Consider the following 23,328-nt stretch of genomic DNA (forward strand, 5'->3'; position numbering starts at 1 on the left):
GTGCTCGTTCTCGACGGGTCCAATACGCTGTCGCTGGCAGCGGCGGTGGACCCCATGCGCGCAGCGAACCGTCAGGCCGGACACACGCTCTTTGACTGGGATTTCGTAACACCGGGGGCTGTGGATGTGCGGCTGACCAGCGGTCTGCGCGTGCCGGCCAACCCGTTGCACCGCACGGCACCTGTCGATCTTCTGCTGGTGGTTGCGGGGTTTGATCTGGAGGCGCAGGCGACGCCCGCGCTCTGTGCGGGTATCAGGCGGCTCGCGGCGCGTGCCGGGACGGTGGCGGGCATCGACGGCGGCCCCTGGATCATGGCCCGGGCCGGTATTCTCAGACGCCACCGGGCCACAACACACTGGGAAGATCTGGAAACCTTTGCACAGACCTTTCCGGAGACCGAGACCGTCAATGCGCGTTTTGTTGAAAGCGGTGACCGGCTGACCAGCGGCGGTGCGGCGCCGGCGATCGATATGATGCTGCGTCTGATCGGGCGCCGGCATGGGACGGCTCTCGCAGAAAAGATTGCGGGCAGCTTTATCTATGACATCGGGGCCCTGCCCCCGGGACCGCAGCATCGCCGCGGCGGTGTCCACGATATGAGCGGGGTCGCAGCCCGCGCGCAGGCTCTGATGGAGGCGCACCTGGAAGATCCGCTGACGCTGCAGGAGATCGCACGGCGGCTGGGCATGAGCCTGCGGGCGCTTCAGCTGCATTTCCGCAAAGGTCCGGGCGTCAGCCCGCGGGCGCATTATCTTGCACTTCGGCTCGCGGAGGCGGAACGGCTGGTTTGTCGGACACGGCGGCCTTTGCATGATGTGGCGCTGGCGACCGGATTTAACTCGCAATCGTCCTTTGCGCGCGCCTATACCGCACGTTTCGGGCTGAGCGCGCGCCGGCACCGGGCGTGCAGCGGCGTGGCTTAGTAAGGCATCGGGTGGGCCCGGTGCGCCGCATCGATCTCGGTAATCACCTCATTGCTCAGGTCAAGATCCGCTGCACCGAGGCAGACTTCGAGCTGGTCCATCGTGGTTGAGCCGAAGATTACCGAGGTCATGAACGGGCGCGTGTTGCACCAGGCCAGCGCCATCTGCGTGGGATCAAGGCCGTGTTTCTGCGCGATGGCCAGATAGGCATCCACCGCCGCAAAAGCCCGTTCGGTTTTACGCCCGCCCAGATCACTGTTGAGCGTCATCCTTGAGCCGTCAGGCATTGCGCCGTTCTGGTACTTGCCGGTGAGCAGACCCGCGGCAAGCGGCGAGAATGACAAAAGACCGACGTCTTCCTGCACGCTCATCTCGGCCATGTCGGTGTCGTAAAGCCGGCAGAGCATCGAATATTCGTTCTGGACCGAGGCCACGCGCGGCCCGCCTTTGCGGGTTGCGGTATCAAGCCAGCGGGTCGTGCCCCAGGCGCTTTCATTGCTCAGCCCGAAGGCACGGATCGTGCCGCGTTTCACTTCCTTTTCAAGCGCCTGAAGTGCCTCTTCCATATGCGCTGCTGTGTCGAGCAACAGCTGCGGCGACGGATCATAGGTCCAGTTTTTGCGGAACATATAGCTGCCGCGGTTGGGCCAGTGAAACTGATAGAGATCGATGTAATCGGTTTTGAGACGGCGCAGCGACCCCTCGATTGCCTCGGGGATCGTGGCCGCACTGATGGGGGCACCGTCCCGCGCATGAGACATGCCCTCACCCGAATGCTTGGTCGCCAGCACAACGTCCTCACGGCGCGCGTCCCGTTCAATCCACAGGCCGATGATGCGTTCGGTCCGGCCGATCGTCTCGGCGCTGATCGGATTGACCGGATACATCTCGGCAGTGTCGATGAAGTTGATGCCCGCCTCGAGCGACCGGTCGATCTGATCATGCGCCTCTTCGGCGGTGTTCTGAGTGCCCCATGTCATGGACCCCAGACAGAGTTCAGAGACTTCGATACCCGTGCGTCCGAGCGGCTTCATCTTCATGGCGGCGTTCCTTTGTGATGTCCGGGCGGACTTTAGCCGTTCCGCCGCTCCGGGCAAGCAGCTTTCCGGAGGCATGGACGGCAGAAAATATATTGAGAACAAAATAAGAACACCCTAGAGTGAGCGCATGTCCCGACACCATCCTCTTCTGACCCGCAGCCCGACCCGGCCGACACCCGGCATCGCCATGCTGCCAGGTGCGCCGGAGCTGGAACTGGCCTGTGCGCGCGTGCATGAGGCCTGTGGCACTGCACGCCGGACCCTTGCGATGTGGATCGCGGCACAAACGAGCGGGCCGGTGCTCTGGGTGGCCCCGCCCTACAGCCGTGATGCGCTCAACGGTGAGGGTGTACGCGACTGGATCGATCCGGCACGTCTGATTTTCGTGGCCCCCCGCCGCACTGAAGACCTGCTCTGGACGATGGAAGAAATTCTGCGCGCGGGCGCTGTGGCGCTGGCGGTAGGCGATCTGCCCGGGCTGCCCGGGCTCACGCAGGTGCGCAGGATGCATCTTGCGGCAGAAACCGGTGCAAAAGAGGGTGCATATGCGCCGCTGGGCCTCCTGCTGACGCCTGGCACAGGCGGTGCGGCAGGGGTTGAAACCCGCTGGCAGCTTGCGCCTGCGCACAGCGCTGGTCAGGAAAACTGGCGGCTGGAACGGTTGCGGGCGCGCACGGCACCGCAACGCGGATGGGACATCGCGCGCGTGGCCGCCCTGCCGCTTCCGCAGATCAAAACGGCGTGACAGCCCTGATAAACCTTAGCTGCGCCTTACATCTGACCTAAGGCCGGGTAAAAAGGCAGTCGCATGACCCTTACACAAACACGACGCGCACTGATCGCAGGCGGACTTGCCCTGTGGGCCTGCCCTGCTGCGGCGGCCCCGCGCGCCTATGATCTGCTGCCCGGCCGGTCGCGCATTCTTTTCAGGTTTGACGTCAGCGGCACCGCACAGACCGGCCAGGTGCCTGTTTCCCAGGCCGATATCCGCGTCGATACCACTGACCTCGCAGCCTCTTCGGCGAGCGTCACAGCAGATATCAGCAGAGCGCGCGCAGGTTTTGCGCCCGTCACCCAGGCCCTGCTCAGCCCTTCGGTGCTCGATGCAACCTCTCACCCTCTGACGCGGTTTGTCTCGACCCGGATCCGCCTCGGCGCCCGGGGGCGTATCTCGGAGGGCGCCACAATCACCGGCAATCTCACCCTACGCGGGGTCACCCGGCCGCTGACCCTTGATGCGGTTCTCAGCCGTCCGGCCGGCAGCGCACCGGATGATCTGTCGTTTCTATATGTCGATCTGACAGGCAGCCTGAACCGGCGCGATTTCGGCGCTGTCGGCTATCCGGATCTGGTTGCAGACACTGTGGCCCTCGATATTCATGCGGAAATCCGCGCCCGGGGCTGAAAACGACGCGATTTGTCGAATAACCACAAGGCGCGCGCCGGACATCGCCTATGGCTGTTGAGACTATGCGCCTGCTGATTTCCTTTGCTGCTCTCTTTCTGTCGGTCATTCTCCTGCAGCTTTCTTCGGGCGGCGTCGGCCCGCTCGACGCGCTTTCAGGCATAGCACTCGACTTCACCCGCCAGGAAATCGGTATCCTCGGCTCTGCGCATTTTCTGGGCTTTTTCATCGGATGCTGGTGGGCGCCACGGCTGATGGGCACCGTCGGGCATTCGCGCGCCTTTGCCGCTTTCACGGCCGCCGGGTCCATCGGGCTGATGAGCCACATGATGGTGGTCGATCCCTGGGCCTGGGCGCTGATGCGGGTCGGGTCGGGTTTGTGTGTGGCGGGATGCTACACGGTGATCGAAGCCTGGCTGCAGGCCAAAGTGAACAATGAGACACGCGGGCGTACCATGGGTGTTTACCGGGTCGTCGATATGACCGGTTCTCTGGCCGCTCAGATGATCATCAGCGTTCTGGCACCGGCCTCTTATGTCTCTTACAATCTGCTTGCGATCCTGTGTTGCGCGGCTTTGCTGCCGCTGACCCTGACCACTGTCAAGCAGCCGGAAACGCCTGCCTCGCCGCGCCTGCGACCCGCACTGGCACATCAGCGCTCGCCGCTCGCTGCGGCGGCGGTTGTGGTGGCTGCCCTGTCCAGCGCGTCCTTCCGGATGGTCGGCCCGCTTTACGGTCAGGAGGTCGGGCTCAGCACGGACCAGATCGCATGGTTTTTGTCGGCATTTGTTCTGGGCGGAGCCATCGCTCAGTACCCGGTCGGCTGGCTCGCAGATAAATTCGACCGGCGTGCGGTGCTGATCTGGTTGTCAGTTGCAGCCATCGCGAGCTCTGCCATCACTGTTTTTACGAGCGGGTCGGGCACAACAGGCATCCTTCTGACCGCAGGTCTTTTCGGGCTCACGACATTTCCGATTTACTCGGTGGCTGCCGCACATGCACATGACTTTGCCAGCGACGATGAGCGGGTCGAGCTTTCAGCGGCGCTGATGTTTTACTTCGCGCTCGGTGCGATTGCCGCGCCCTATATGGCCTCATTGCTGATCGACAATTTCGGACCCAGGGCGCTTTTCGTTATGATTGCGGCGGGGCATTTTCTGCTGGTTATCTTTGGCCTGACACGCATGCGCGCGCGCCCGGTGCCGGAAGACAGAACCCGATATGCCTATGCGCCGCGCACCTCGTTTATCATCGGACGGCTGAACCGGCGCAGCCGTGTGAGCGATGACAAAAGTGAGAAAGGCGGCTCCGGCTGAATTCTGCGTGGCCCTCACGCGAAAGCTGCGATAGAGAACAGCGGAAACTGTGACGACGGGACTTCCTTATGGCGCGCCATCTGATTACCTCTGCGATCCCCTACATCAACGGGATCAAACACCTCGGAAATCTGGTCGGCAGCCAGTTACCTGCCGATCTCTACGCCCGGTACCAGCGCGCGCGCGGCAACGAAGTTCTGTTTTTATGTGCAACCGACGAGCACGGCACGCCTGCTGAACTTGCTGCGGCAAAGGCGGGCAAGCCTGTGGCTGAATACTGCGCCGATATGCATGCCGTTCAGGCTGAGATCGCGCAGGGCTTTCGCCTGTCCTTTGATCATTTCGGCAGGTCCTCGAGCCCGCAGAACCATGCTCTGACGCAGCATTTTGCAGGCCGCCTCGCCGATGCAGGCCTCATCGGTGAGGTCAGCGAAAAACAGGTTTATTCCAATGCGGACGGACGTTTTCTGCCCGACCGCTATATTGAGGGCACCTGCCCCAACTGCGGTTATGACCGGGCGCGCGGAGATCAGTGTGAGAACTGCACCAAACAGCTTGATCCCACTGATCTGATTGATCCGCGCTCGGCCGTATCGGGGTCAACGGATCTGGAAGTCCGCGAAACCAAACACCTCTATCTGCGGCAGTCTGCGCTCAAAGACGATCTCGATGCCTGGATCGACACCAAAACCGACTGGCCGGTTCTGACGACTTCTATCGCCAAAAAATGGCTGCACGACGGGGATGGTCTGCAGGATCGCGGGATCACCCGGGATCTGGACTGGGGCATTCCGGTCCGCAAAGGCACCGAGGACTGGCCGGGCATGGAAGGAAAGGTCTTCTACGTCTGGTTCGATGCACCGATCGAATACATCGCCTGCGCCGGAGAATGGGCTGAGGCCGGCCGGCGTGATGCGGCAGCATGGGAACGCTGGTGGCGCACCGATAAGGGTGCCGATGATGTGCGCTACACCCAGTTTATGGGCAAGGACAATGTGCCGTTCCACACACTGAGTTTCCCTGCGACAATTATTGGCTCGGGCGAGCCGTGGAAAATGGTCGATCACCTGAAATCGTTTAATTACCTGAATTACGACGGCGGTCAGTTTTCGACGTCTCAGGGGCGCGGTATCTTTATGGATCAGGCGCTGGATATCCTGCCGCCTGATTACTGGCGGTGGTGGCTGCTCAGCCATGCGCCGGAGAACAGTGACGCTGAATTCACCTGGGAAAACTTTCAGGTATCGGTCAATAAGGATCTGGCGGACGTTCTGGGCAACTTTGTGAGCCGGATTACAAAGTTCTGCCGGTCAAAGTTTTCGGAAGCTGTTCCGGCAGGCGGTGTCTGGGGAGATCCGGAGAATGCTCTGGTCGCTGAAATCGCTACCCGTATTCAACGCTATGAAGCCTGCCTCGAGAATATGGAGGTGCGAAAATCGGCACAGGAACTGCGTGGCATCTGGGCGAGCGGCAATGAATATCTTCAGACTGTCGCCCCCTGGAGCACGTTTAAAACTGACCCCGAAACGGCCGCGATGCAGACACGTCTGGGGCTCAATCTCGCGCGTCTTTTTGGTGTTCTTTCCTCTCCCTTTATTCCGGATGCGTCAGCGAAAATCGTATCAGCCATGCGTCCCGACACCCCGACCTGGCCGGGTGATCCAGCCGATTTCCTCACAGGGATGGAACCCGGTGACAGTTTTGAAGTTCCGGAGGTTCTCTTTGCCAAGATCACAGATGAGCAACGCGAGGAGTGGCAGCAACGGTTCGGAGGAACGGCTGCGTCCTGAGCTGATAAGCTCAGGGTGCCACGCCTATTTACGCACCTCTCAGAAGACGGCCGGTCTGCCCCGCGCCCTGGCTCAGAACTCTTCCCAGCCGTCGTCGATCTCCTCTGCTGTTTCAAGTTCCAGCGCAGTGTTCCCGGCGACCACCGGCGCCGCGACTGCAGGCCGTGGTGCAACAGGCGGGCTTTCTTTCTCTTCCGATGCACTGACGCGCTGCAGCGGTTGTGCATCTGCTCTCAGTCGGAAACGGGCAACGGCCGCAGCGAGTGCGTCCGCTTCGGATGTGAGCGCATGGCTTGCCGCAGTTGTTTCCTCGAACATTGCTGCGTTTTGCTGTGTGACATGATCCAGTTCATTGACTGCCGTGTTAATTTCATTCAACCCGGTCGACTGCTCCCGCGCTGAGGCCGCGATTGTTGCCACGCGTTTGGAGATTTCCGAAACAGATGAGACAATTGCAGACAGAGATTCTCCCGTCTTATCAACAAGATCCACGCCCGCCGCGACCTGCTCTCCTGAGCTTGTGATGAGCGCGTTAATCTCACGCGCCGCGTCAGAGGAGCGTTGCGCGAGCGCCCGCACTTCGGTCGCCACCACGGCGAACCCGCGTCCCGCTTCGCCGGCGCGTGCCGCTTCGACGCCCGCATTGAGGGCCAGCAGATTGGTCTGAAAGGCGATGTCGTCAATGACGCTTGTGATGTTGGAGATCTCCTGTGAAGAGGTCCTGATCTGGTCCATCGCGTCAACGGCCTGGCGCGCCACTTCCCCGCCTTTCTCGGCGTTTTTCTGAGCTTCTGCGGAGATAGAAGACGCATCATTGGCTCCTTCAGCAGCAGACCGGACGGAGCTTGTAAGCTCATCAAGGGCAGCCGCCGTTTCCTCGAGAGTGGCTGCCTGTTTCTCTGTCCGGCGTGACAGATCATCGGCAGCTGCAGAGATTTCTGAAGTTTCATTACGAATTGATTCTGCATTGTGCGACACGGCGCCTACGGTCTCGCCAAGCGAGAAGAGGGCTTCGTTGTAATCTTCGCGCAACTGCTCGTATTCAGTCGGGAACCGGTCTTCTATAGGATCGGCAAGATTGCCTTCCGCGAGTTTGCGCAACCCGATACCGAGGGCCTCAACCACCCGGACCTGCTCTGCAGCCACCCGCTCGCGCTCTGCATCTGCAGCATCAAGGTTGCGTGCGCTTTCCGTTACATCCGTGCCGAGAAAAATAATCCGCTCCGGATTGCCGTCTGGTGACATCACCAGTGCAAAACTGCCGTCAGCCATAAACGGCGCGTCCGATGCCGGGCAGGACAGCTTAAATCGTCCGGCCGTTTTCTCACCGGACATCACTGCATCGAGAAGGCTGCCTGTGTCTTCTTCACCATTTCCCGTGCCTGAAAAGAGATCTGCGAATGCGTGGCTTTTGTCCTCTGACAGTCCGAGAAGGCTATCCGCGTTCTCGTTGCTTCCGGCAAACTGTCCGCCGGCGTCAAACTCAAGCCGGATCTGCTGGGCATCAATTGCTCCGAGCAGTGCGGCGTTGCGCGCATCAGTTGTCCGGTCGATCCACTCGATAACAGCGCCGATCATACCGCCCTCTTCATCAAAAGCGGCACTGAGCTTCAGTTCGAAAAGCTTTTCTCCGATGCGGGTAGTATGCTCAACCGGAAGCGCGGCCTCGCGCTCCGCTGCAATTTTCGTGCACGGCGCCCGCAAAGGATCAAACTCAGACAGATCCGCTCCGATCGGCGCCTTTGCATCAAGCCCGGACCAGACCGGACCAATTTCTTGTGAATTTTCTGTCAGGAGGCTCGCACAGGCCGGATTAACGAAAATCACCTTCAGATCGGCATCCACCATCATCATCGCCGCCGCAGATCCGCTGAAAGCGGCGCCCTTGAAGGCGCTTTCCACGGAAGCCTTCTGTGCATCTGAAAGTGCGCCGCGAAACGTATCGAGACGCCGGGCCATTTTTCCCACTTCATCGCCGCGCCCGGTGAAGGGAATCTCAACGTCGTAATTCGCACCGGCCACCTCGCCCATGGCACTTTCAATACGCACCAGCGGGCCTGACATCTGGCTGCGCAGAAAGAATGCAGCGCAGGCAAGAGCGGCGGCCATGACGCCGAGGCCCATCAGCAGAGCTTCACGCTGCAGGTCGGCGAGGGCCGCAAGTTTGCTCTCTTTGCTCCATGTTGTAACAACCGCCCCTGTCAGCTCCCTGTTATCGCCGAAGAAAACCGGAAACCCGGCAGCAAGACCATCCGGTCCTGCCGCAGGCTCGCCGGTTTCAAGAACCTGTTCGGCAACAGCCATGGCACCGGTCTGATCAAACCCTTCGGCACCCCCGCTGTAAATCAGCTCCCCTGCAACGCTTACAACGATCGCGCCGGTGGCATCGGGCTGAGCCGCCTCGATCACGCCGGATACCATTTCCTCAATTCCCGCCGCATTGCCAAAGCGAACCGCGCCACCCATGTCCAGCGAGAGCAGGCCGGAAACTTCGGAAGCGCGCTCGCTGAGGCTTTTCACGGTCATTTCCGTTTTCGAACGGTTTTCCATGATCACAATGCTGGCCACCACGGCGACGATGCAGGCAAAAACCATAATCGTACACTTCACGAATAGGCTGTTGAGTGGGTTTGCCTTCTGATCAGACCGGTTTGAGAGCGCCATCGCCAGTTCCTTTGCGAAGTTTTTCAGGTCGGCACGGTCGGACTGCGATCACAGGTGTCCATGCCTGTCAGGTCATGTCCTACACGGCAGGTCTTACAGAGCGCTTAACGGCTGAACGGCAGGCACAGGAGCACCTCCGGCCCCCCGCCGGAAATTCTGTTTAAAATCGTCAGTAAAAGGTGCTGTGGTACCCGCGGCCGGGCTCGAACCGGCACGGCATTTCTGCCTGGGGATTTTAAGTCCCCTGTGTCTACCATTCCACCACGCGGGCCCGCGCCGCACAATAGCGGGAAGCCACCGGGTGTAAACGGGTCAGATGTCTTTTCCGGGCACTGCCAGCGGCCCGCCTCTGGCCATCAGAAACCGCTCAGAGAGCCAGGGGTTGTTTTCCAGCGCCTGCAACAGACTTACACGGGCCTCTTCGGTGCGCCCGAGGTTCATCAGCGTGAGCGCCCTGCCCGACCGGGCAGCCACATGATCCGGCGACAGCGCCAGAGCCTTATCAAGATCAACGAGTGCCTTTTCGTAATCCTCACGCAGGAAGTGGATGTAAGCGCGCTGGTTAAAGCCTTCTGCATAGAGCGGGCAGTATTCCGCAAGGCGGTCAAATTCCTCCAGAGCACCGGCGAAATCATAGCTGTCTCTGCGGCGCAGGCCCCGGTCGAGGACCTCCTGTGCGGCCTCGTCCGGGGCGCGCAACCAGATCTGCCACATCTGACCGGACACCTCGCGGCCTGCCATATCGTTCGGTGCCGCGCGTGCCTTTTCAAACAGGGCTTCGAGCTCTGCGGTATAGTCCTGCGGCGCCGGGCATTCAGCCAGCGCGGGCGCGGAGAACAGCAGGGCTGCAGCGATGAACTGTTTCATAGCAAGTTACGTGGCGCGGATCGGCCTGCGGTCAAGTCGGGTCCGACAGCATTGTTTCCTTGACTGCTTCCATCGCCACATAGGTAGATGTCGCGGCCACATGCGGCAGAGCGGAAATCGTCTCCGCCAGAAAGCGGCGGTACCCGGTCATATTGCGGGTGCGCACCTTAAGCAGATAATCGAAATTGCCGGCGATCATATGGGCCTGCTCGACCTCGGGCACACGGGCGACCGCCTCGTTGAACGCAGCAAGGGCAGCCTCCCGCGTATCGCTCAGACGTACCTCGACAAAGGCCACGTGATCGAGCCCGAGGCGGACAGGATCCAGCAGCGCGCGGTATCCGATGATGACGCCAGTCTCTTCGAGCCGGCGCAGACGTGCCTGGGTCGGTGATTTTGACAGGCCGATGCGCCGGGCAAGATCGGTGATGCTGATCCGGCCGTCCTCGGCCAGTACAGAGAGAATCGCACGGTCAAACCGGTCGGGATCAAACGCGTCACTTTCACCAGGTTTTCCTGTTTTCTTCATCTTAACGGCTCTTTGCCCCGCCTCTTTGCAGGCACTGTGGCTTTCGGAACCGCAATACGCCAGAGAAAAGACGCAAGCGGTCATTCACACAGCACAGGATACCCTGCAAGCCCTCTGGAGCCGGACCACTGCGGGCACCAGCCATCCGGGATGGAAAAAGAGGCTCGCCTCATACAGATTCCGGCGCCGGATGAAGCCGACTGCCCGGGTATCAGCATCGCAGCAACACAGGCACGTCAGGGTCCTTGACCATGACCTGACAATCGCAGAGCCTGCGCGGATGTTTCCGATCCGTGATCACAATCCTTCCGGCCGTACGCCGTTTGTCACCTGGGCGCTGATGGCGGCCAATATCCTCATCTTTTTCAGTTACTGGGGAGAGATGGACAACGTGCGCTATATGAACGCGTTCTGGTATGACTGGTCACTGATCCCGGCGCGGGTGATCACCGGGGACGGTACCTATACCATCATATCCGCGATGTTCCTGCATGGGGGGTTGATGCACCTTGCCGGCAACATGCTGTTTTTGTTTATCTTTGGCGATAATATCGAAGATACGATGGGCCATTTCGGTTTTTTGGTTTTCTACCTGGTCTGCGGTGTTCTGGCCTCGGTCGCTCATATCGCGATCGAGCCGGGGTCAACTGTCCCGCTGGTTGGCGCCTCGGGGGCGATCGCGGGCGTCATGGGTGCCTATCTGCTGCTTTTTCCGAGGGCGCGGGTGGATATTCTGCTGATCCTGATTGTAATTTTCCGGGTCTTTCCGATCCCTGCCTGGATCATGCTGTTGCTCTGGTTCGGCATGCAGTTCGTGGGCGGCATCGGCGCAGGCGCAGAGGCGGGTGGCGTGGCCTACTGGGCGCATGCCGGTGGTTTTGTCGCCGGGGTGATCGGCGCGGTGCCCATATGGCTCAGGCTTGGCGGCCCGGCTTTCTGGAGGCGCACCCATGGCGAGCCACCGCACCCCGAGGCGCACTATACCGTCACCAGCAGGGTGCCGCGGATAAAGCGCAGATGAGCCGTACCGTAACCGCATCATGCCATTGCGGCGCCATTGTGCTGGAAGCCGCTCTGACTGCAGACCCGGGCAGTGCCGCACGTTGCACATGTTCCTTCTGCGCGCGCCGGCAGGCTGCGAATGTCTCGGCACGCGCGGCGTCTGTCAGGGTGATCCGGGGCGCCGGAAACCTGTCGCTTTACACCTGGGGCACGCACCGGGCGAAGCACTGGTTCTGCCGGACCTGCGGGATCTATACGCATCACCAGCGCTTTTCCGATCCGTCAGAGTGCGGGATTAATGTCGGCTGCATCGAAGGGGTCCACCCCTGGGAGCTGGAACCTTTTGCCTGGAATGACGGGCACAGCCTGCTGCCGGGCGAAGACGAAGATTAGGGATCAGCCACGCACCAGCCTGGCAAAGGGTGCAAAGATCGGCTCATTGGCGCAGATGATCGTGCCGTCGGCGATGATGTCGCCGGCCGGATTGATGGGTTCAGCCAGGCCGCCGGCTTCGCGCACGATGATAACCCCCGCGGCGATGTCCCAGGCATTGAGCCTGCGTTCCCAGAACCCGTCATAGCGACCGGCGGCCACATAGGCCAGATCCAGTGCGGCAGCACCCCAGCGGCGCACACCCGCACAGCCCGGCAGAACGCGTCCAAGCTCTTTGAGAGTATCCGGCAGATCACTGCGTCCACCAAAGGGCAGACCGGTGGAAAAGACGCTTTCGATCATCCGGCTGCGCCCCGACACACGCAGGCGGCTGTCATTCATCCAGGCACCCGCGCCTTTTTCAGCAAAAAACATCTCATCTTTGGCAGGGTCAAAGACGACGCCGGCCACAATCTGTCCTTTGTGCTCAAGTGCTATGGAAACGGCCCAGTGTGGCAGCCCGTGCAGGTAATTCGTGGTGCCGTCCAGCGGGTCGACGATCCAGCGGCGGGTGGGGTCCTGACCCTCTTCCTCACTGCTTTCCTCGGCCAGCCAGCCATAAGTCGGGCGGGCGCCCATCAGGTCTTCTTTGATGATCTTTTCCGCGTTCAGATCTGCACGGGAGACGAAATCACCGGCCCCTTTCATCGAGACCTGCAGGTTCTCGACTTCGCGGAAGTCTTTCACCAGCGAGCGGCCTGCGCGGCGTGCGGCTTTTATCATGATATTGAGATTTGCGCTGCCAACCATCTGCCGGGACCTCATGCGTGTTTCAGCCTGCGCGTATAGTCGCCCGCTGCCACAATGCCAAGGGGGTGTCGCATGGCCGACGACCGTTTCAGCCGGGCCCGGTAAAACCCCTGTTTCAGGGCGCGCTACCAGGGCAGGGTCCTGCAGAAGCGCGGCCCGGGCCGGTTTTTCTTACAGCGCGGCCCAGGCCGTTTTTTCTTATAGCGCGGCCCAGGCCGTTTTTTCTTACAGCGCGGCCCAGGCCGCGACGCCCCCCGGCATTGGCGGACGGAAATAGGCAATCATCCGGCCCTCATCCGGTGCATCCGCCCCCGGTGCCCAGGGTGCCACACCATGCAGGGTGAGCCGGTGCACGAGGCTGATCGATCCGGGCGGCCCGTGCAGTGGGATCCGCCGGCAGGTGTCGAAAACCTCGCGCCGCGCAGTCTGATAAATTTCGGTCACATCCATCGCACTCAGACTGTCAGGCGCATGACCCGCAAATGCCGCCCGGAAGGCGCGTGCCATGATCAGGTGGCTGCCCTCCCAGATCACAAGCGGGGCCGCGTCGGGATCTGTCTGTGTCAGGGTCACGCCAAGAATGAACGCATGCGGTTCGCGCACAAAGCGGCGTTTCGGGGCCCCCTCGCCCATCACGCCATCGACATGAGCCGCATCGCGGTCGCGCCGGTAGCCAAAGCCGGCGTCGCTTTCGCCCTCACGCGGGCGCGGATAGCCAGGCCAGACGACCGAAAGCTGCGCGCGGTGCAGCGCCGGCAGGTAACCGACCTGCGCGCGGACAGCCTCCACCGCCGCGCCGCGCAAAGGGCCCGAGCCATCGATATCTCCGTCCGGCCCGCTGGGCAGCGCATCAAGGCCTACAAACCACGTTCGCTCACACTGGTACATATCCCCGAACTCCGGCGCACGCAGCGCGCGCAGGCCGGCGCCGCGGGCCTTTTGCGCCCAGGCAATCGTTACAGGTTCCGGCGCGAACAGCGCCCAGCCGGACTGTTGAGGATCAGCTACCACCCCGCAGCCTTCCGGACCATATTGCCCGCAACGATCAGCAGGAACACCGCAAAGACCCGGCGCAGCCGCAGGGGATCGAGCCTGTGGGCAAGCTGCGCGCCGAGCGGTGCCGTGATCAGGGTCATTGCGATGGTAACGACAAAGGCGGGTACATTGACCGAGCCGATGGTACCGGGCGGGCGCAGATCCCCGGCGTCGCTGAACAGAAACCCCACAACCGCAGGCGTGGCGATCAGAAAACCAAAGCCGGCGGATGTTGCCACGGCGCGGTGCACCGGCCGCCCGCAGAGCGTCATCAGCGGCACGCCGAAACTGCCACCCCCAACCCCCATGATCACGGAAAGAAAACCCACGACCGGTGACAGAAGCGCACGGGTAATGCCCTTTGGCATGTCCTCGCTCAGCCGCCAGTGCGGACGTCCCAGCGCCATGTAAAGACCGACGCTCATCGCCAGCGTGCCAAAGAGAAACTGCAGCGTCGCGGTGCGCAGCTGTGCCACCACCAGCACCCCCAGAACCGCCCCGATCATGATGCCCGGCGCCCAGGTGCGCAGGATGTCTTTGTCGACCGCGCCCTTTTTGTTGTGGCTGCTGACCGACCGCAGAGAGGTAACCACAATCGTTGCCAGCGACGTGGCAAGGCAGATCTGCATGAGCTGCGGGCCGGCAAACCCCAGCGTTGTAAAAGCATAGAAAAACGCAGGAACAAGGACGATGCCCCCGCCGACCCCAAGGAGCCCTGCAAGGACGCCGGCAAAAGCCCCCACACAGGCGAGAAGCACGACCATCTGGGCCAGCAACGTGGGATCTGTCATCCGGCCGCCCGCGCGGGATCAGCGTCGCCGTGGCCGGTCACCTGCGCCAGAGCCTCACGGACAAGTGCGCTGTCCGCACCGGGTCTGTGAGCCCCTTCCGACAGCATGCGCCGCCATGCCCGGGCACCGGGGCGCCCGGTGAAAAGACCCAGCATATGCCGTGTGACCTGCCCCAGCCGCCCGCCTGCGTCAATATGGGCGTCGATATAGGGCAGCATCGCCAGCACTGCGCCTTCGGCCGTTGTGGCGTCACCACGCCCGAAGATCACCGGGTCGGCCTGTGAAAGGATGCCGGCCGGATCGTGATAGGCCGCACGCCCGATCATCACCCCGTCAAGCCCCGCATCCAGAAAACCCTGCGCTGCGGCGAGCGATGTAATGCCGCCGTTGACCGAGATATGCAGATTGGGAAAGAGCTCTTTCATGCGCATGACAAGGGTATAGTCAAGCGGCGGGATATCGCGGTTCTCCTTCGGGCTGAGCCCCTGCAGCCAGGCCTTGCGTGCGTGAATTGCGACGCGGGTGCAGCCGGCGCCGACGATCTGTGCGAGGAACTCCGGCAAAACCTCTTCGGGGGTCTGGTCGTCCACACCGATGCGGCACTTGACTGTGACATCCACCTTCACCGCCTGGCGCATTGCCGCGACACAACGGGCGACGCGCGCCGGGTCTTCCATCAGCACCGCGCCAAAGGCACCGGACTGTACCCTGTCGGACGGGCAGCCGACGTTGAGATTGATCTCGACATAGCCTGCGTCAGCCCCCATGCGTGCCGCGTCTGCCAGTTCCTCCGGATCAGAACCGCCGAGCTGCAGCGCCACAGGGTGCTCCTGAGACGAATTCGCCAGCAGATGCTGCGCCCCGCCGCGCACCAGAGCCGCTGAGGTGACCATTTCGGTATAGAGCAGCGTATGAGAACTGAGCTGACGGTGCAGCATACGGCAGTGCCGGTCGGTCCAGTCCATCATTGGGGCGACCGAAAATCTGGCATGTTGTTCTGTGTTCATTTGTCCTGCATCTTCAGAAAGCTGTCAGGTAGTCCCTCACTGCGGACTTTTGCCATGACACCCCGTGGTTTACCATTTTGCGACGACTCAGCGCATAACTCGGCGCCACTATAATCAAGCTTTCCTCCGGTGGACACCACGCCCGGATCAGACGCACGGTCAGGACCGTCGGATCTGGTCGCCCATGATTATAGTCTGCCTTTCGGATACGGCTGGACTGTCTGTATTGCCGAATTTGTGACCTGCGCCTGCCCGACTGTTCATCCCCTGATGGCGTGTCTGGTGCCCCGGATGTCAGACCGCGAGAGGTAACCTGCGCCTGGCGGCAGGCCATTGTCAGGCAGCATGCAATGGCTGAAACCGGACCCGGCTCCCTCCCCTGCACCCTCCTCAGCGGGGACAGTGTGTATCGATAAATGTCAGTGTGTGGTCGCAAAGCTCTGCGTATTTTTCAGCCGGAAACTGATCCAGCTCAGTCCCAAGCCGCCCGAGCGCCAGAAAGCAATATACCTGAAACTCCTCAGCGGGGATGTCCAGAGCGCTCCTGTATTCCGCAATAAGCTGGCTGTTTCGTTCCGATCCGGTCCTGAACAGCGATGAGCAGAACCTCATGCAATCGGTACAGGGATAGCCGTCCTGACGCGCGCCCCGCCAGTCGATGATGGAAAAATCGCCCAGATACGGATTGAGATCCGGTAATTTCCGACGTTCAAAAAAGACATTTCCGATCCAGAAGTCACCATGCTGAACCACCGTAAAAAGATCCGGCTTCCTGTCCTGAACGAAGTCCCGGTATTCCTGTGCACGCGCCCTCACCCGGGCCGGGACATTTGTGTCACCGCCAAGGGACGCCAGAGGATCAGCGAAAACCCTTTCGTAGTCTTCGGGTGTCCCGCGATGCAGCCGCGTTTCTTTTGCAAGCTGCACCAGCCAGGGCAGGGTTTGCTTTGCGGCTCGGGCTTTCTGAAGCATCCGGACGGGGCGAAACTCAGACAGCGGACTGAGCCTTGAATACGCGGCATATGTCTGTTTTCCGGACTGACCTTCGCAGACAGGCGCGGAAATATGTGCGGATACCTGCCGGCTGACGCGCCCGGCGACATCTCTGGCGCAGGCAACATCAGCTTTCACGGCACCCGGAAAAAGGGTGTTGGAAATCAGAAGAACGACATCGTCACCGCGTTTATGACCGTCCACATAAAACGCGAGCGTCGCATCCCTGACCTGGTCCTCACCGGTCGGAGGTCTGATCCAGCGTGTCGTCGACACATCAAGAGAATTGCCAAGTTTGCCGGACACGTCTTTTGCGATCCCGGTGATATAAGCGTCAAAGTCAGACTTCATTCAGATACACGGCCCGTTGTAACAGAAAAACAATAATACGCTTATGATCGCAGCAAAGACAAAACCCAATCGCGCCTTCTCAGGTGGTGCCTTCGGAGAAGCGAGCACGTCCCCTCTGCCGATCTGTTCCTGCATTTCTCAGGCGGAAATCCCCCCCGGTTGCGGCGCGATCGTGCAGGCTCCCGGGCGGGGTACACTCCGGCCCCTGTGCTCATCCCGCAAGTGAGGGCAGGAAGAGCACAATCCCCGGGAACGCGACCAGCAGGGCAATCGTCACACCGTCGGCGATAAAGAAGGGCGTCACACCCTTAAAGACATCCTGCACGGTCAGATCATCGCGCACGCCGGCGACCACGAAACAGTTAAGGCCGATGGGCGGCGTGATCAGGCAGAACTCGGCCATTTTCACCACCAGAATGCCGAACCAGATCGCGCACATCGGACCGGACATGCCAAAGGCGCTGTCTGCTGCACTGACAAGCTCACCACCGTTGAGCGCCATCACAGCCGGATAGACCACCGGCAGCGTCAGCAGCAGCATACCAATGGCATCCATGAACATGCCAAGCACGGCATAGGCCAGCAGAATACAGATCAGAATCAGCATCGGTGACATTTCCAGACCCGTGATCCAGTCGGCAAAGGCTTCCGGCAGCTCAGCAAAGCCCAGAAAGCGCACATAGATCAGCACGCCCCAGATGATCGAAAAGATCATCACGGTCAGCTTGGCAGTATCAAGAAGCGCGCTCTTGAGCTGTTTCCAGCGCATGCCCCGGTAAAGGGCCATCAGAAAGATGATAAAGGCACCGATCGCCCCGCCCTCAGTGGGCGTGCCCCAGGCATCTCCAAAGGGGTTATAGACAAAGAAGATAATGATCACGACAACCGCGAGGATCGGCAACGCCGGCGGCAGCGAGGCAAAGCGTTCGCGCCAGGTGAAGCCGCCCACCGGCGGGCCGACAGATTTAAAGACAACGGCAATGCCGATGATCAGCAGGGCATAGACCACAGCCGAAAACATGCCGGGCAGAAAACCCGCCAGCAGCAGTTTGCCCACGTCCTGCTCCACGATAATCGCATAGATCACGAGGATCGCCGACGGCGGGATCAGCGAGGCCAGTGTGCCTCCTGCCGCCACCACACCGGCAGCAAACTGTTTGTTGTACCCGATCTTGAGCATCTCGGGGATGGCAATCCGCGCAAAGACCGCCGCCGTTGCGACCGAGGCGCCGGAGACGGCGGCGAACCCTGCGGTGGCAAAAACAGTAGAGACCGCAAGACCGCCCGGCACCCAGGCGATCCAGCGTTTTGCGGCGGTAAACAGAGCCGTTGTCAGCTGTGCGTGATAGGCCATATAGCCGATCATGATAAAAACAGGGATCAGGCTCAGCACCTGGGCGGAGACCTTGGAATGCGGGGTCAGACCGGCGATTTTGACGCTGATCTCAACAGCTTTCCAGAAGCGTTCGGGATCATAATCAAACCCGTTCCAGCGCAGCCAGACAAGACCGACAAACCCCGCAAGGGCAGCGGCAAAGGCCACGCGCATGCCCAGCACAACAAAGACGAGGAGGCCGCCACTGACCCAGAGGCCGATTTCAATGGGCTCCATCAGTCAGACCCTTCCAGTGCTTCGGCTTCAATGCGGGCCTGTTCGGCCACAGTGAGCGCCAGAGGGACGGCAACAGGGTTCTCAAGACCGAGGATCAGCGCCCGTCCATAACCCCAGGCCTGGAGTATGAGCCGCAGCACCAGCACGCCGAACGCAACCGGCACAACCAGCTTTGACGGCCAGATCGGTATGCCCACGTCAATAGAGCTGTCCCGGCTGCAGAGCGGGCGCGCGCAGTCAAAGGAGCGTGCGAAATGTTCCCAGGCGCCCCAGGTCAGAGCCACGATCAGCACCAGAATGAGCAGCACCGAGACCAGTTCGAAAAACCACAGGGTGCGGCCTTTAAGGGCGGAAACCAGCATATCCATGCGCACATGGGTGCCGTCTCGCTGCACATAGGAGACCCCCATGATCGCGATGATCGGCATGGCCGCTTCGATATAATCGACGTAGCCCGCCATGGGCGAGGCAAAGAATTTGCGCCCTGTCACCGACCAGGCGGCCAGAAACATCAGTGAGAAAATCGCGATACCGCTGAGAAGCGCGCAGAGGCGCTCAACAGGTAAAAGTGCGCGGTCCAGCCGGCTGAGCAGGCTGGAGTCTTCGAGCACTGCAGCTGATCCTGCCATAGCCCTGCCCCCCGTTTTTTATTGAAACGGGCCGCCGCGGTGACGCGACGGCCCGGATTTAATCAGCTGCCACCTTTGGCTTCAGCCAGCGTTTTCACGACAAGGTCGTAAAGCTCCTGACCGGGCAGGCCCTGGCCTTCCATCTCGGCGATCCAGGCATCGTGGTTGGGTTTGCCGGCAATGGCCTGAAATTCAGAGATAACCTCAGGAGAAATCTCGACCTTCTGCACGCCCTTCTCTTCCAGCACGGAATCCCAGCGCTCAAGAAGTGCCGCATAGTTGGTCAGATAGTGGTCAATGGCCTCGGGGATTGAGCTCTCGAGGGCTTCACGGTGCGCGTCCGACAGCGACTCATAGGCGTCAATGTTCACCACAACCGGGCAGTTCACGGTGCCAGGGTTAAGGTTCGCCGTCCACCAGTCCGCCTGGTTGATCGTGCCGAAGCTCAGGTGTGCGTGCTGCGCGAAAGCGACCGTATCGACCACGCCGCCTTCCATCGCCTGATAGGCTTCGGTGGCTGTCACAGAAGTCGGCACGGCGCCGACGGTTTTGAAGGCTTCGCCCAGACCGCCTGTGGCGCGCACCCGCATGCCTTCGAACTCAGCAAGCTCGTCGCGGGGCTCACCTGTTCCGACAAGGTTGTACTGCGGCATCGGTGAGGTCATCAGCAGCTTTGCATTCCACTGCGCCATTTCTTCGGCGGCGGCAGGGTGCGCATAGACCGCACGGGCCACGGCCACTTCCTGATCCAGGTTCTCGACCCCGAGGAACGGCAGTTCGAGAACCGTCACAACGCGGTTTTTATCCGGGTGATAGCCTGCGCAGAACTGCGCCATCTCAAAGGCGCCGATGGAGATACCGTCGAGGTTTTCGCGGTTCTTGCTGAGCCCGCCGTAGCTTACATTCATGGTGAATTCGCCGCCGGTTTTTTCGGCAACCAGTTCCGCCAGCTTCTCGACGTGCTCGGTGAAAGCCCGGCGTTTGCCCCAGACGGAGACGTTCCATTCGGTGGCAGCCGCTTCGGACACAAATGCAAAGCTGATGGCGCTGACCGCTGCAGCGCTGAGCAGTTTATTCATAATTTTTCTCCCTTTATGCACGCCTCAGACCGGGCATGCCTGGACCGGAAACTACCCGCGCGACCCCGGCCTGCCAACCCCAAAACACGGGCGCTGCCGCGCGCACGCCGCTGCATCCCGAAGGCCGGGCCTTTGCATCAGGCGAAGGCCATTGCGCGGCAGAGCAGCATCAGTCAGCTCAGGTGCGCACTCAGGGCCTCACTCATCCGCACGGACCCGGGAAAAAATTCTTTCTTCCCGGCAGCTTACCAGAACTTTACAGCATTTTGCAGATGCAGCGGAAAAATTTTTACAGAGAAAGCCCTATATTCCCGTGGGTTATTCCCTTCTTTTCCGATCCGGCTATGATCCATCTCAGAAGAGCGCCCCTGAAAGGCGACGGTCAGCCGCATAAGCCGGCATCTGTCAGCACCAGGGCCGCAGAAAAAGAAAGGGAGAGAGAAAACAATGTCCGGGAACGTGCCAGCCAGCAAATCCTACCCCCCGTCAGAGGAGACCGTCGCACACGCACATATTGATGCCGCGAAATACGACGAGATGTATGCCGCCTCGATCAGCGATCCGGAGACGTTCTGGCGCAATGAGGCCGGGCGCATCGACTGGATCAAACCGTTTACGACGGTCAAAGATGTGGATTTTTCGCACGGCAATGTGTCGATCAACTGGTATTCCGACGGCACGCTGAACGTGGCGGCAAACTGTGTGGACCGGCATGTGGAGACCCGCGGTGATCAGACCGCGATCATCTGGGAACCGGACAGCCCGGATGAAGAGGCGCTTCACATCACATATAAGGATCTGCACACTTCGGTCTGCAAAATGGCGAATGTGCTGAAAGATCTCGGCGTCAGCAAAGGCGACCGGGTCATCATCTACATGCCGATGATCCCGGAGGCCGCCTATGCCATGCTGGCCTGCGCGCGCATCGGGGCAATCCATTCGATTGTTTTTGCCGGCTTTTCGCCCGATGCGCTCTCGGCCCGGGTCAACGGCTCAGAAGCGAAGGTGGTGATCACCGCCGATGAGGCCCCGCGCGGCGGCCGCAATACTCCGCTCAAGACCAACGCGGATCAGGCGCTGCTGCACTGCTCGGACAAGGTGAAATGTCTGGTGGTGAAACGCACCGGTGGCCAGACCACATGGACCGAAGGGCGCGACTTTGATTATAATGCGCTGGCGGCTGAGGCTTCTGCCGACTGCCCGCCCGAAGAAATGAACGCCGAGGATCCGCTGTTCATTCTTTACACCTCAGGCTCCACCGGACAGCCAAAGGGCGTGGTCCACACGACCGGCGGCTACATCGTCTATGCCGCGATGACCCATGAGATCACATTCGACTATCACGACGGCGATATCTTCTGGTGCACGGCGGATGTGGGCTGGGTCACCGGCCACAGCTATATCGTCTATGGCCCGCTGGCCAATGGTGCCACCACAGTGATGTTTGAAGGCGTGCCGACCTGGCCCGATGCCAGCCGGTTCTGGCAGGTCTGCGACAAACACCAGGTCACGCAGTTTTATACCGCGCCCACCGCCATCCGCGCGCTGATGGGCAAGGGCAATGCCTTTGTGGAGGGCTGTGATCTGTCATCTCTGCGTCTCCTGGGTACGGTGGGCGAGCCGATCAATCCCGAGGCCTGGAACTGGTACAACGACGTAATCGGCAAAGGTAAATGCCCCATCGTCGACACCTGGTGGCAGACCGAGACGGGCGGTCACCTGATGACCCCCCTGCCCGGCGCACATGCGATGAAACCGGGCTCGGCGATGAAGCCGTTTTTCGGCATCGAACCCGTGGTACTCGAACCCACAACCGGTGAGATCATCGAAGGCAACGATGTCGAGGGTGTGCTCTGTATCGCCAAAAGCTGGCCCGGGCAGATGCGCACGGTCTGGGGTGATCACGAGCGCTTTGAGCAGACTTATTTCAGCGACTACAAGGGCTATTACTTTACCGGTGACGGCTGCAAACGCGATGCGGACGGCGATTACTGGATCACCGGCCGCGTCGATGATGTGATCAACGTCTCGGGCCACCGCATGGGCACGGCGGAGGTGGAGAGCGCGCTTGTGGCCCACGGCAAAGTCGCCGAAGCCGCCGTCGTCGGCTATCCGCATGATATCAAGGGCCAGGGCATCTACTGCTATGTCACCCTGATGGGCGGCGAAGAACCAAGCGAAGAGCTGCGCAAAGAACTGCGGACCTGGGTGCGCAGCGAGATCGGCCCGATTGCCTCTCCGGATCTGATCCAGTGGGCGCCCGGCCTGCCGAAGACACGTTCGGGCAAAATCATGCGCCGGATTCTGCGCAAGATCGCCGAGAACGATTTCGGCGCGCTGGGTGATACCTCGACCCTTGCGGATCCTTCGGTTGTTGACGACCTGATCGAAAACCGTATGAACAAAAGCTCACCCGTGTGATGCACAGCGCCCTCCGGCGGCCCGACCATGGCCGCCGGAGTGGTTTTATGTCACCGGTTCTGATCTGCAGGCTTGCCCCGCGCGGTGCGGGTTTTATCTGCCAGTCAGAGAACAGAAGACAGGACCGGCAGATTATGGCGCAACGCACACTGAAAGGGCTCACGACGTGACCCGTCCCGCGCCTGATTTCGCGCCCTCTCCGGACCGTACATGGGATCTGCGGCGGGCTTTCGGGTGCTTTGGCACCGGTGTGACCGTCGTCACCGTGATGACTGAGCGCGGACCGATCGGGATGACGGCAAATTCGTTTTCTTCGGTATCGCTTGATCCGCCGCTCGTTTTATGGTCGCCCGCCATAAGCTCGCGGCGTCACGATGCTTTTGCCGATGCCACGGATTTCTGCATTCACGTACTGCGCGCAGAGCAGCTTGATCTGGCGACCCATTTTGCCACCAACGGCGAGGGATTTGAGACCTTTGGCTGGGTGCCGGGCCCGGGCGGTGCGCCGACGCTGGCGGGCTGTCTGGCGGAGTTTCACTGTCAGACCCATGCCCTGCACCCCGCCGGCGATCATTCGGTGATCCTGGGCCGTGTTTGCCATGTGCGTCAGGCGACCGATACCGGACCGGGGCTGCTGTTTGAACGCGGCCGCTTCGGGGCTTTCGCCCCTGCCCCGGATCCTGCGACCTGA

General features: G+C 60.9%; 21 protein-coding genes and 1 tRNA gene. 9 read left to right on the top strand and 13 right to left on the bottom strand.

All coding sequences use genetic code 11. The features are described from left to right. Nucleotides 1-924: a GlxA family transcriptional regulator gene (locus G3256_RS10655; protein WP_246227529.1), complete on the top strand. Its 924-nt coding sequence runs from the start codon at nt 1-3 to the stop codon at nt 922-924. On the opposite strand, the gene G3256_RS10660 is transcribed toward G3256_RS10655, so the two are convergent. After that, nucleotides 921-1,964, bottom strand: a complete 1,044-nt coding sequence (locus G3256_RS10660) for an aldo/keto reductase (RefSeq protein WP_169640799.1) — start codon at nt 1,962-1,964, stop codon at nt 921-923. The two genes, G3256_RS10655 and G3256_RS10660, sit on opposite strands and share 4 nt — an antisense overlap. A 127-nt stretch (nt 1,965-2,091) precedes the next feature. On the opposite strand from G3256_RS10660, the gene G3256_RS10665 reads away from it, so the two are divergent. The 4 genes from G3256_RS10665 to metG all read left to right on the top strand — a co-directional run bounded on the left by G3256_RS10665 (nt 2,092) and on the right by metG (nt 6,475). Continuing rightward, a complete protein-coding gene (locus G3256_RS10665) occupies nt 2,092-2,709 on the top strand; it encodes an ImuA family protein (protein WP_169640800.1) in 618 nt (205 codons plus the stop codon). Nucleotides 2,710-2,772: 63 nt separating this feature from the next. Next, the gene (locus G3256_RS10670) at nt 2,773-3,369 is read left to right on the top strand and encodes a YceI family protein (protein WP_169640801.1); all 597 of its coding nucleotides are present in this window, start codon (nt 2,773-2,775) and stop codon (nt 3,367-3,369) included. A gap of 65 nt (nt 3,370-3,434) precedes the next feature. Continuing rightward, nucleotides 3,435-4,685, top strand: coding sequence for an MFS transporter (locus tag G3256_RS10675; RefSeq protein WP_169642406.1), 1,251 nt, complete (start codon nt 3,435-3,437; stop codon nt 4,683-4,685). A gap of 68 nt (nt 4,686-4,753) precedes the next feature. Continuing rightward, nucleotides 4,754-6,475 carry a methionine--tRNA ligase gene (gene metG / locus G3256_RS10680; protein WP_169640802.1) on the top strand — a complete coding sequence of 574 codons (1,722 nt, stop codon included), beginning with the start codon at nt 4,754-4,756 and terminating at the stop codon, nt 6,473-6,475. A gap of 72 nt (nt 6,476-6,547) precedes the next feature. Here the strand turns inward: metG and G3256_RS10685 are convergent, their stop codons facing one another. From G3256_RS10685 to G3256_RS10700, 4 genes are all read right to left on the bottom strand, one after another. Beyond that, the gene (locus tag G3256_RS10685) at nt 6,548-9,139 is read right to left on the bottom strand and encodes a methyl-accepting chemotaxis protein (protein ID WP_169640803.1); all 2,592 of its coding nucleotides are present in this window, start codon (nt 9,137-9,139) and stop codon (nt 6,548-6,550) included. A gap of 185 nt (nt 9,140-9,324) precedes the next feature. Beyond that, a tRNA-Leu gene (locus G3256_RS10690) sits at nt 9,325-9,410 on the bottom strand. A gap of 41 nt (nt 9,411-9,451) precedes the next feature. Next, nucleotides 9,452-10,006, bottom strand: coding sequence for a tetratricopeptide repeat protein (locus G3256_RS10695; protein ID WP_169640804.1), 555 nt, complete (start codon nt 10,004-10,006; stop codon nt 9,452-9,454). Nucleotides 10,007-10,037: 31 nt separating this feature from the next. Next, entirely contained in the window at nt 10,038-10,535 is a 498-nt protein-coding gene (locus G3256_RS10700; RefSeq protein ID WP_169640805.1) for an Lrp/AsnC family transcriptional regulator, read from the bottom strand. Between the two features lie 280 nt (nt 10,536-10,815). On the opposite strand from G3256_RS10700, the gene G3256_RS10705 reads away from it, so the two are divergent. Continuing rightward, entirely contained in the window at nt 10,816-11,556 is a 741-nt protein-coding gene (locus G3256_RS10705) for a rhomboid family intramembrane serine protease (RefSeq protein ID WP_169640806.1), read from the top strand. Next, nucleotides 11,553-11,930, top strand: coding sequence for a GFA family protein (locus G3256_RS10710; protein WP_169640807.1), 378 nt, complete (start codon nt 11,553-11,555; stop codon nt 11,928-11,930). The genes G3256_RS10705 and G3256_RS10710 overlap by 4 nt, the downstream gene beginning before the upstream one ends. 3 nt (nt 11,931-11,933) lie before the next feature. Here the strand turns inward: G3256_RS10710 and G3256_RS10715 are convergent, their stop codons facing one another. The 8 genes from G3256_RS10715 to dctP all read right to left on the bottom strand — a co-directional run bounded on the left by G3256_RS10715 (nt 11,934) and on the right by dctP (nt 20,216). Next, nucleotides 11,934-12,719 carry an inositol monophosphatase family protein gene (locus G3256_RS10715; protein ID WP_169640808.1) on the bottom strand — a complete coding sequence of 262 codons (786 nt, stop codon included), beginning with the start codon at nt 12,717-12,719 and terminating at the stop codon, nt 11,934-11,936. 225 nt (nt 12,720-12,944) lie between these two features. Next, nucleotides 12,945-13,730, bottom strand: a complete 786-nt coding sequence (locus tag G3256_RS10720) for a hypothetical protein (protein WP_169640809.1) — start codon at nt 13,728-13,730, stop codon at nt 12,945-12,947. Continuing rightward, nucleotides 13,724-14,545, bottom strand: a complete 822-nt coding sequence (locus G3256_RS10725; RefSeq protein ID WP_169640810.1) for a sulfite exporter TauE/SafE family protein — start codon at nt 14,543-14,545, stop codon at nt 13,724-13,726. The genes G3256_RS10720 and G3256_RS10725 overlap by 7 nt, the downstream gene beginning before the upstream one ends. Next, the gene (dusA, locus tag G3256_RS10730; RefSeq protein WP_169640811.1) at nt 14,542-15,552 is read right to left on the bottom strand and encodes a tRNA dihydrouridine(20/20a) synthase DusA; all 1,011 of its coding nucleotides are present in this window, start codon (nt 15,550-15,552) and stop codon (nt 14,542-14,544) included. Before dusA ends, G3256_RS10725 begins: the two co-directional genes overlap by 4 nt. 390 nt (nt 15,553-15,942) lie before the next feature. Further along, complete coding sequence (locus tag G3256_RS10735) at nt 15,943-16,896, bottom strand: hypothetical protein (protein ID WP_169640812.1); 954 nt, start codon at nt 16,894-16,896, stop codon at nt 15,943-15,945. Nucleotides 16,897-17,107: 211 nt separating this feature from the next. Then, nucleotides 17,108-18,508: a TRAP transporter large permease gene (locus G3256_RS10740; RefSeq protein ID WP_169640813.1), complete on the bottom strand. Its 1,401-nt coding sequence runs from the start codon at nt 18,506-18,508 to the stop codon at nt 17,108-17,110. Then, nucleotides 18,508-19,137, bottom strand: a complete 630-nt coding sequence (locus G3256_RS10745; protein WP_169640814.1) for a TRAP transporter small permease subunit — start codon at nt 19,135-19,137, stop codon at nt 18,508-18,510. Before G3256_RS10745 ends, G3256_RS10740 begins: the two co-directional genes overlap by 1 nt. Nucleotides 19,138-19,199: 62 nt before the next feature. Further along, nucleotides 19,200-20,216: a TRAP transporter substrate-binding protein DctP gene (gene dctP, locus G3256_RS10750; RefSeq protein ID WP_169640815.1), complete on the bottom strand. Its 1,017-nt coding sequence runs from the start codon at nt 20,214-20,216 to the stop codon at nt 19,200-19,202. 447 nt (nt 20,217-20,663) lie between these two features. Between dctP and acs the strand changes: the two genes are divergently transcribed. After that, a complete protein-coding gene (gene acs, locus G3256_RS10755; RefSeq protein WP_169640816.1) occupies nt 20,664-22,637 on the top strand; it encodes an acetate--CoA ligase in 1,974 nt (657 codons plus the stop codon). Nucleotides 22,638-22,803: 166 nt separating this feature from the next. Beyond that, entirely contained in the window at nt 22,804-23,328 is a 525-nt protein-coding gene (locus tag G3256_RS10760) for a flavin reductase family protein (protein ID WP_246227532.1), read from the top strand.

Source organism: Roseobacter ponti (genome assembly GCF_012932215.1).
Classification (GTDB): Bacteria; Pseudomonadota; Alphaproteobacteria; order Rhodobacterales; family Rhodobacteraceae; genus Roseobacter; species Roseobacter ponti.

What these genes read in the sequence shown, in the direction of transcription:
- G3256_RS10705 (WP_169640806.1), top strand. Translation starts at nt 10,816, where the DNA reads ATGTTTCCGATCCGTGATCACAATCCTTCCGGCCGTACGCCGTTTGTC.
- G3256_RS10710 (WP_169640807.1), top strand. Translation starts at nt 11,553, where the DNA reads ATGAGCCGTACCGTAACCGCATCATGCCATTGCGGCGCCATTGTGCTG.
- acs (WP_169640816.1), top strand. Translation starts at nt 20,664, where the DNA reads ATGTCCGGGAACGTGCCAGCCAGCAAATCCTACCCCCCGTCAGAGGAG.
- G3256_RS10675 (WP_169642406.1), top strand. Translation starts at nt 3,435, where the DNA reads ATGCGCCTGCTGATTTCCTTTGCTGCTCTCTTTCTGTCGGTCATTCTC.
- G3256_RS10665 (WP_169640800.1), top strand. Translation starts at nt 2,092, where the DNA reads ATGTCCCGACACCATCCTCTTCTGACCCGCAGCCCGACCCGGCCGACA.
- G3256_RS10695 (WP_169640804.1), bottom strand. Translation starts at nt 10,006, where the DNA reads ATGAAACAGTTCATCGCTGCAGCCCTGCTGTTCTCCGCGCCCGCGCTG.
- metG (WP_169640802.1), top strand. Translation starts at nt 4,754, where the DNA reads ATGGCGCGCCATCTGATTACCTCTGCGATCCCCTACATCAACGGGATC.
- G3256_RS10745 (WP_169640814.1), bottom strand. Translation starts at nt 19,137, where the DNA reads ATGGCAGGATCAGCTGCAGTGCTCGAAGACTCCAGCCTGCTCAGCCGG.
- dctP (WP_169640815.1), bottom strand. Translation starts at nt 20,216, where the DNA reads ATGAATAAACTGCTCAGCGCTGCAGCGGTCAGCGCCATCAGCTTTGCA.
- G3256_RS10740 (WP_169640813.1), bottom strand. Translation starts at nt 18,508, where the DNA reads ATGGAGCCCATTGAAATCGGCCTCTGGGTCAGTGGCGGCCTCCTCGTC.
- G3256_RS10660 (WP_169640799.1), bottom strand. Translation starts at nt 1,964, where the DNA reads ATGAAGATGAAGCCGCTCGGACGCACGGGTATCGAAGTCTCTGAACTC.
- dusA (WP_169640811.1), bottom strand. Translation starts at nt 15,552, where the DNA reads ATGAACACAGAACAACATGCCAGATTTTCGGTCGCCCCAATGATGGAC.
- G3256_RS10725 (WP_169640810.1), bottom strand. Translation starts at nt 14,545, where the DNA reads ATGACAGATCCCACGTTGCTGGCCCAGATGGTCGTGCTTCTCGCCTGT.
- G3256_RS10735 (WP_169640812.1), bottom strand. Translation starts at nt 16,896, where the DNA reads ATGAAGTCTGACTTTGACGCTTATATCACCGGGATCGCAAAAGACGTG.
- G3256_RS10715 (WP_169640808.1), bottom strand. Translation starts at nt 12,719, where the DNA reads ATGGTTGGCAGCGCAAATCTCAATATCATGATAAAAGCCGCACGCCGC.
- G3256_RS10700 (WP_169640805.1), bottom strand. Translation starts at nt 10,535, where the DNA reads ATGAAGAAAACAGGAAAACCTGGTGAAAGTGACGCGTTTGATCCCGAC.
- G3256_RS10685 (WP_169640803.1), bottom strand. Translation starts at nt 9,139, where the DNA reads ATGGCGCTCTCAAACCGGTCTGATCAGAAGGCAAACCCACTCAACAGC.
- G3256_RS10670 (WP_169640801.1), top strand. Translation starts at nt 2,773, where the DNA reads ATGACCCTTACACAAACACGACGCGCACTGATCGCAGGCGGACTTGCC.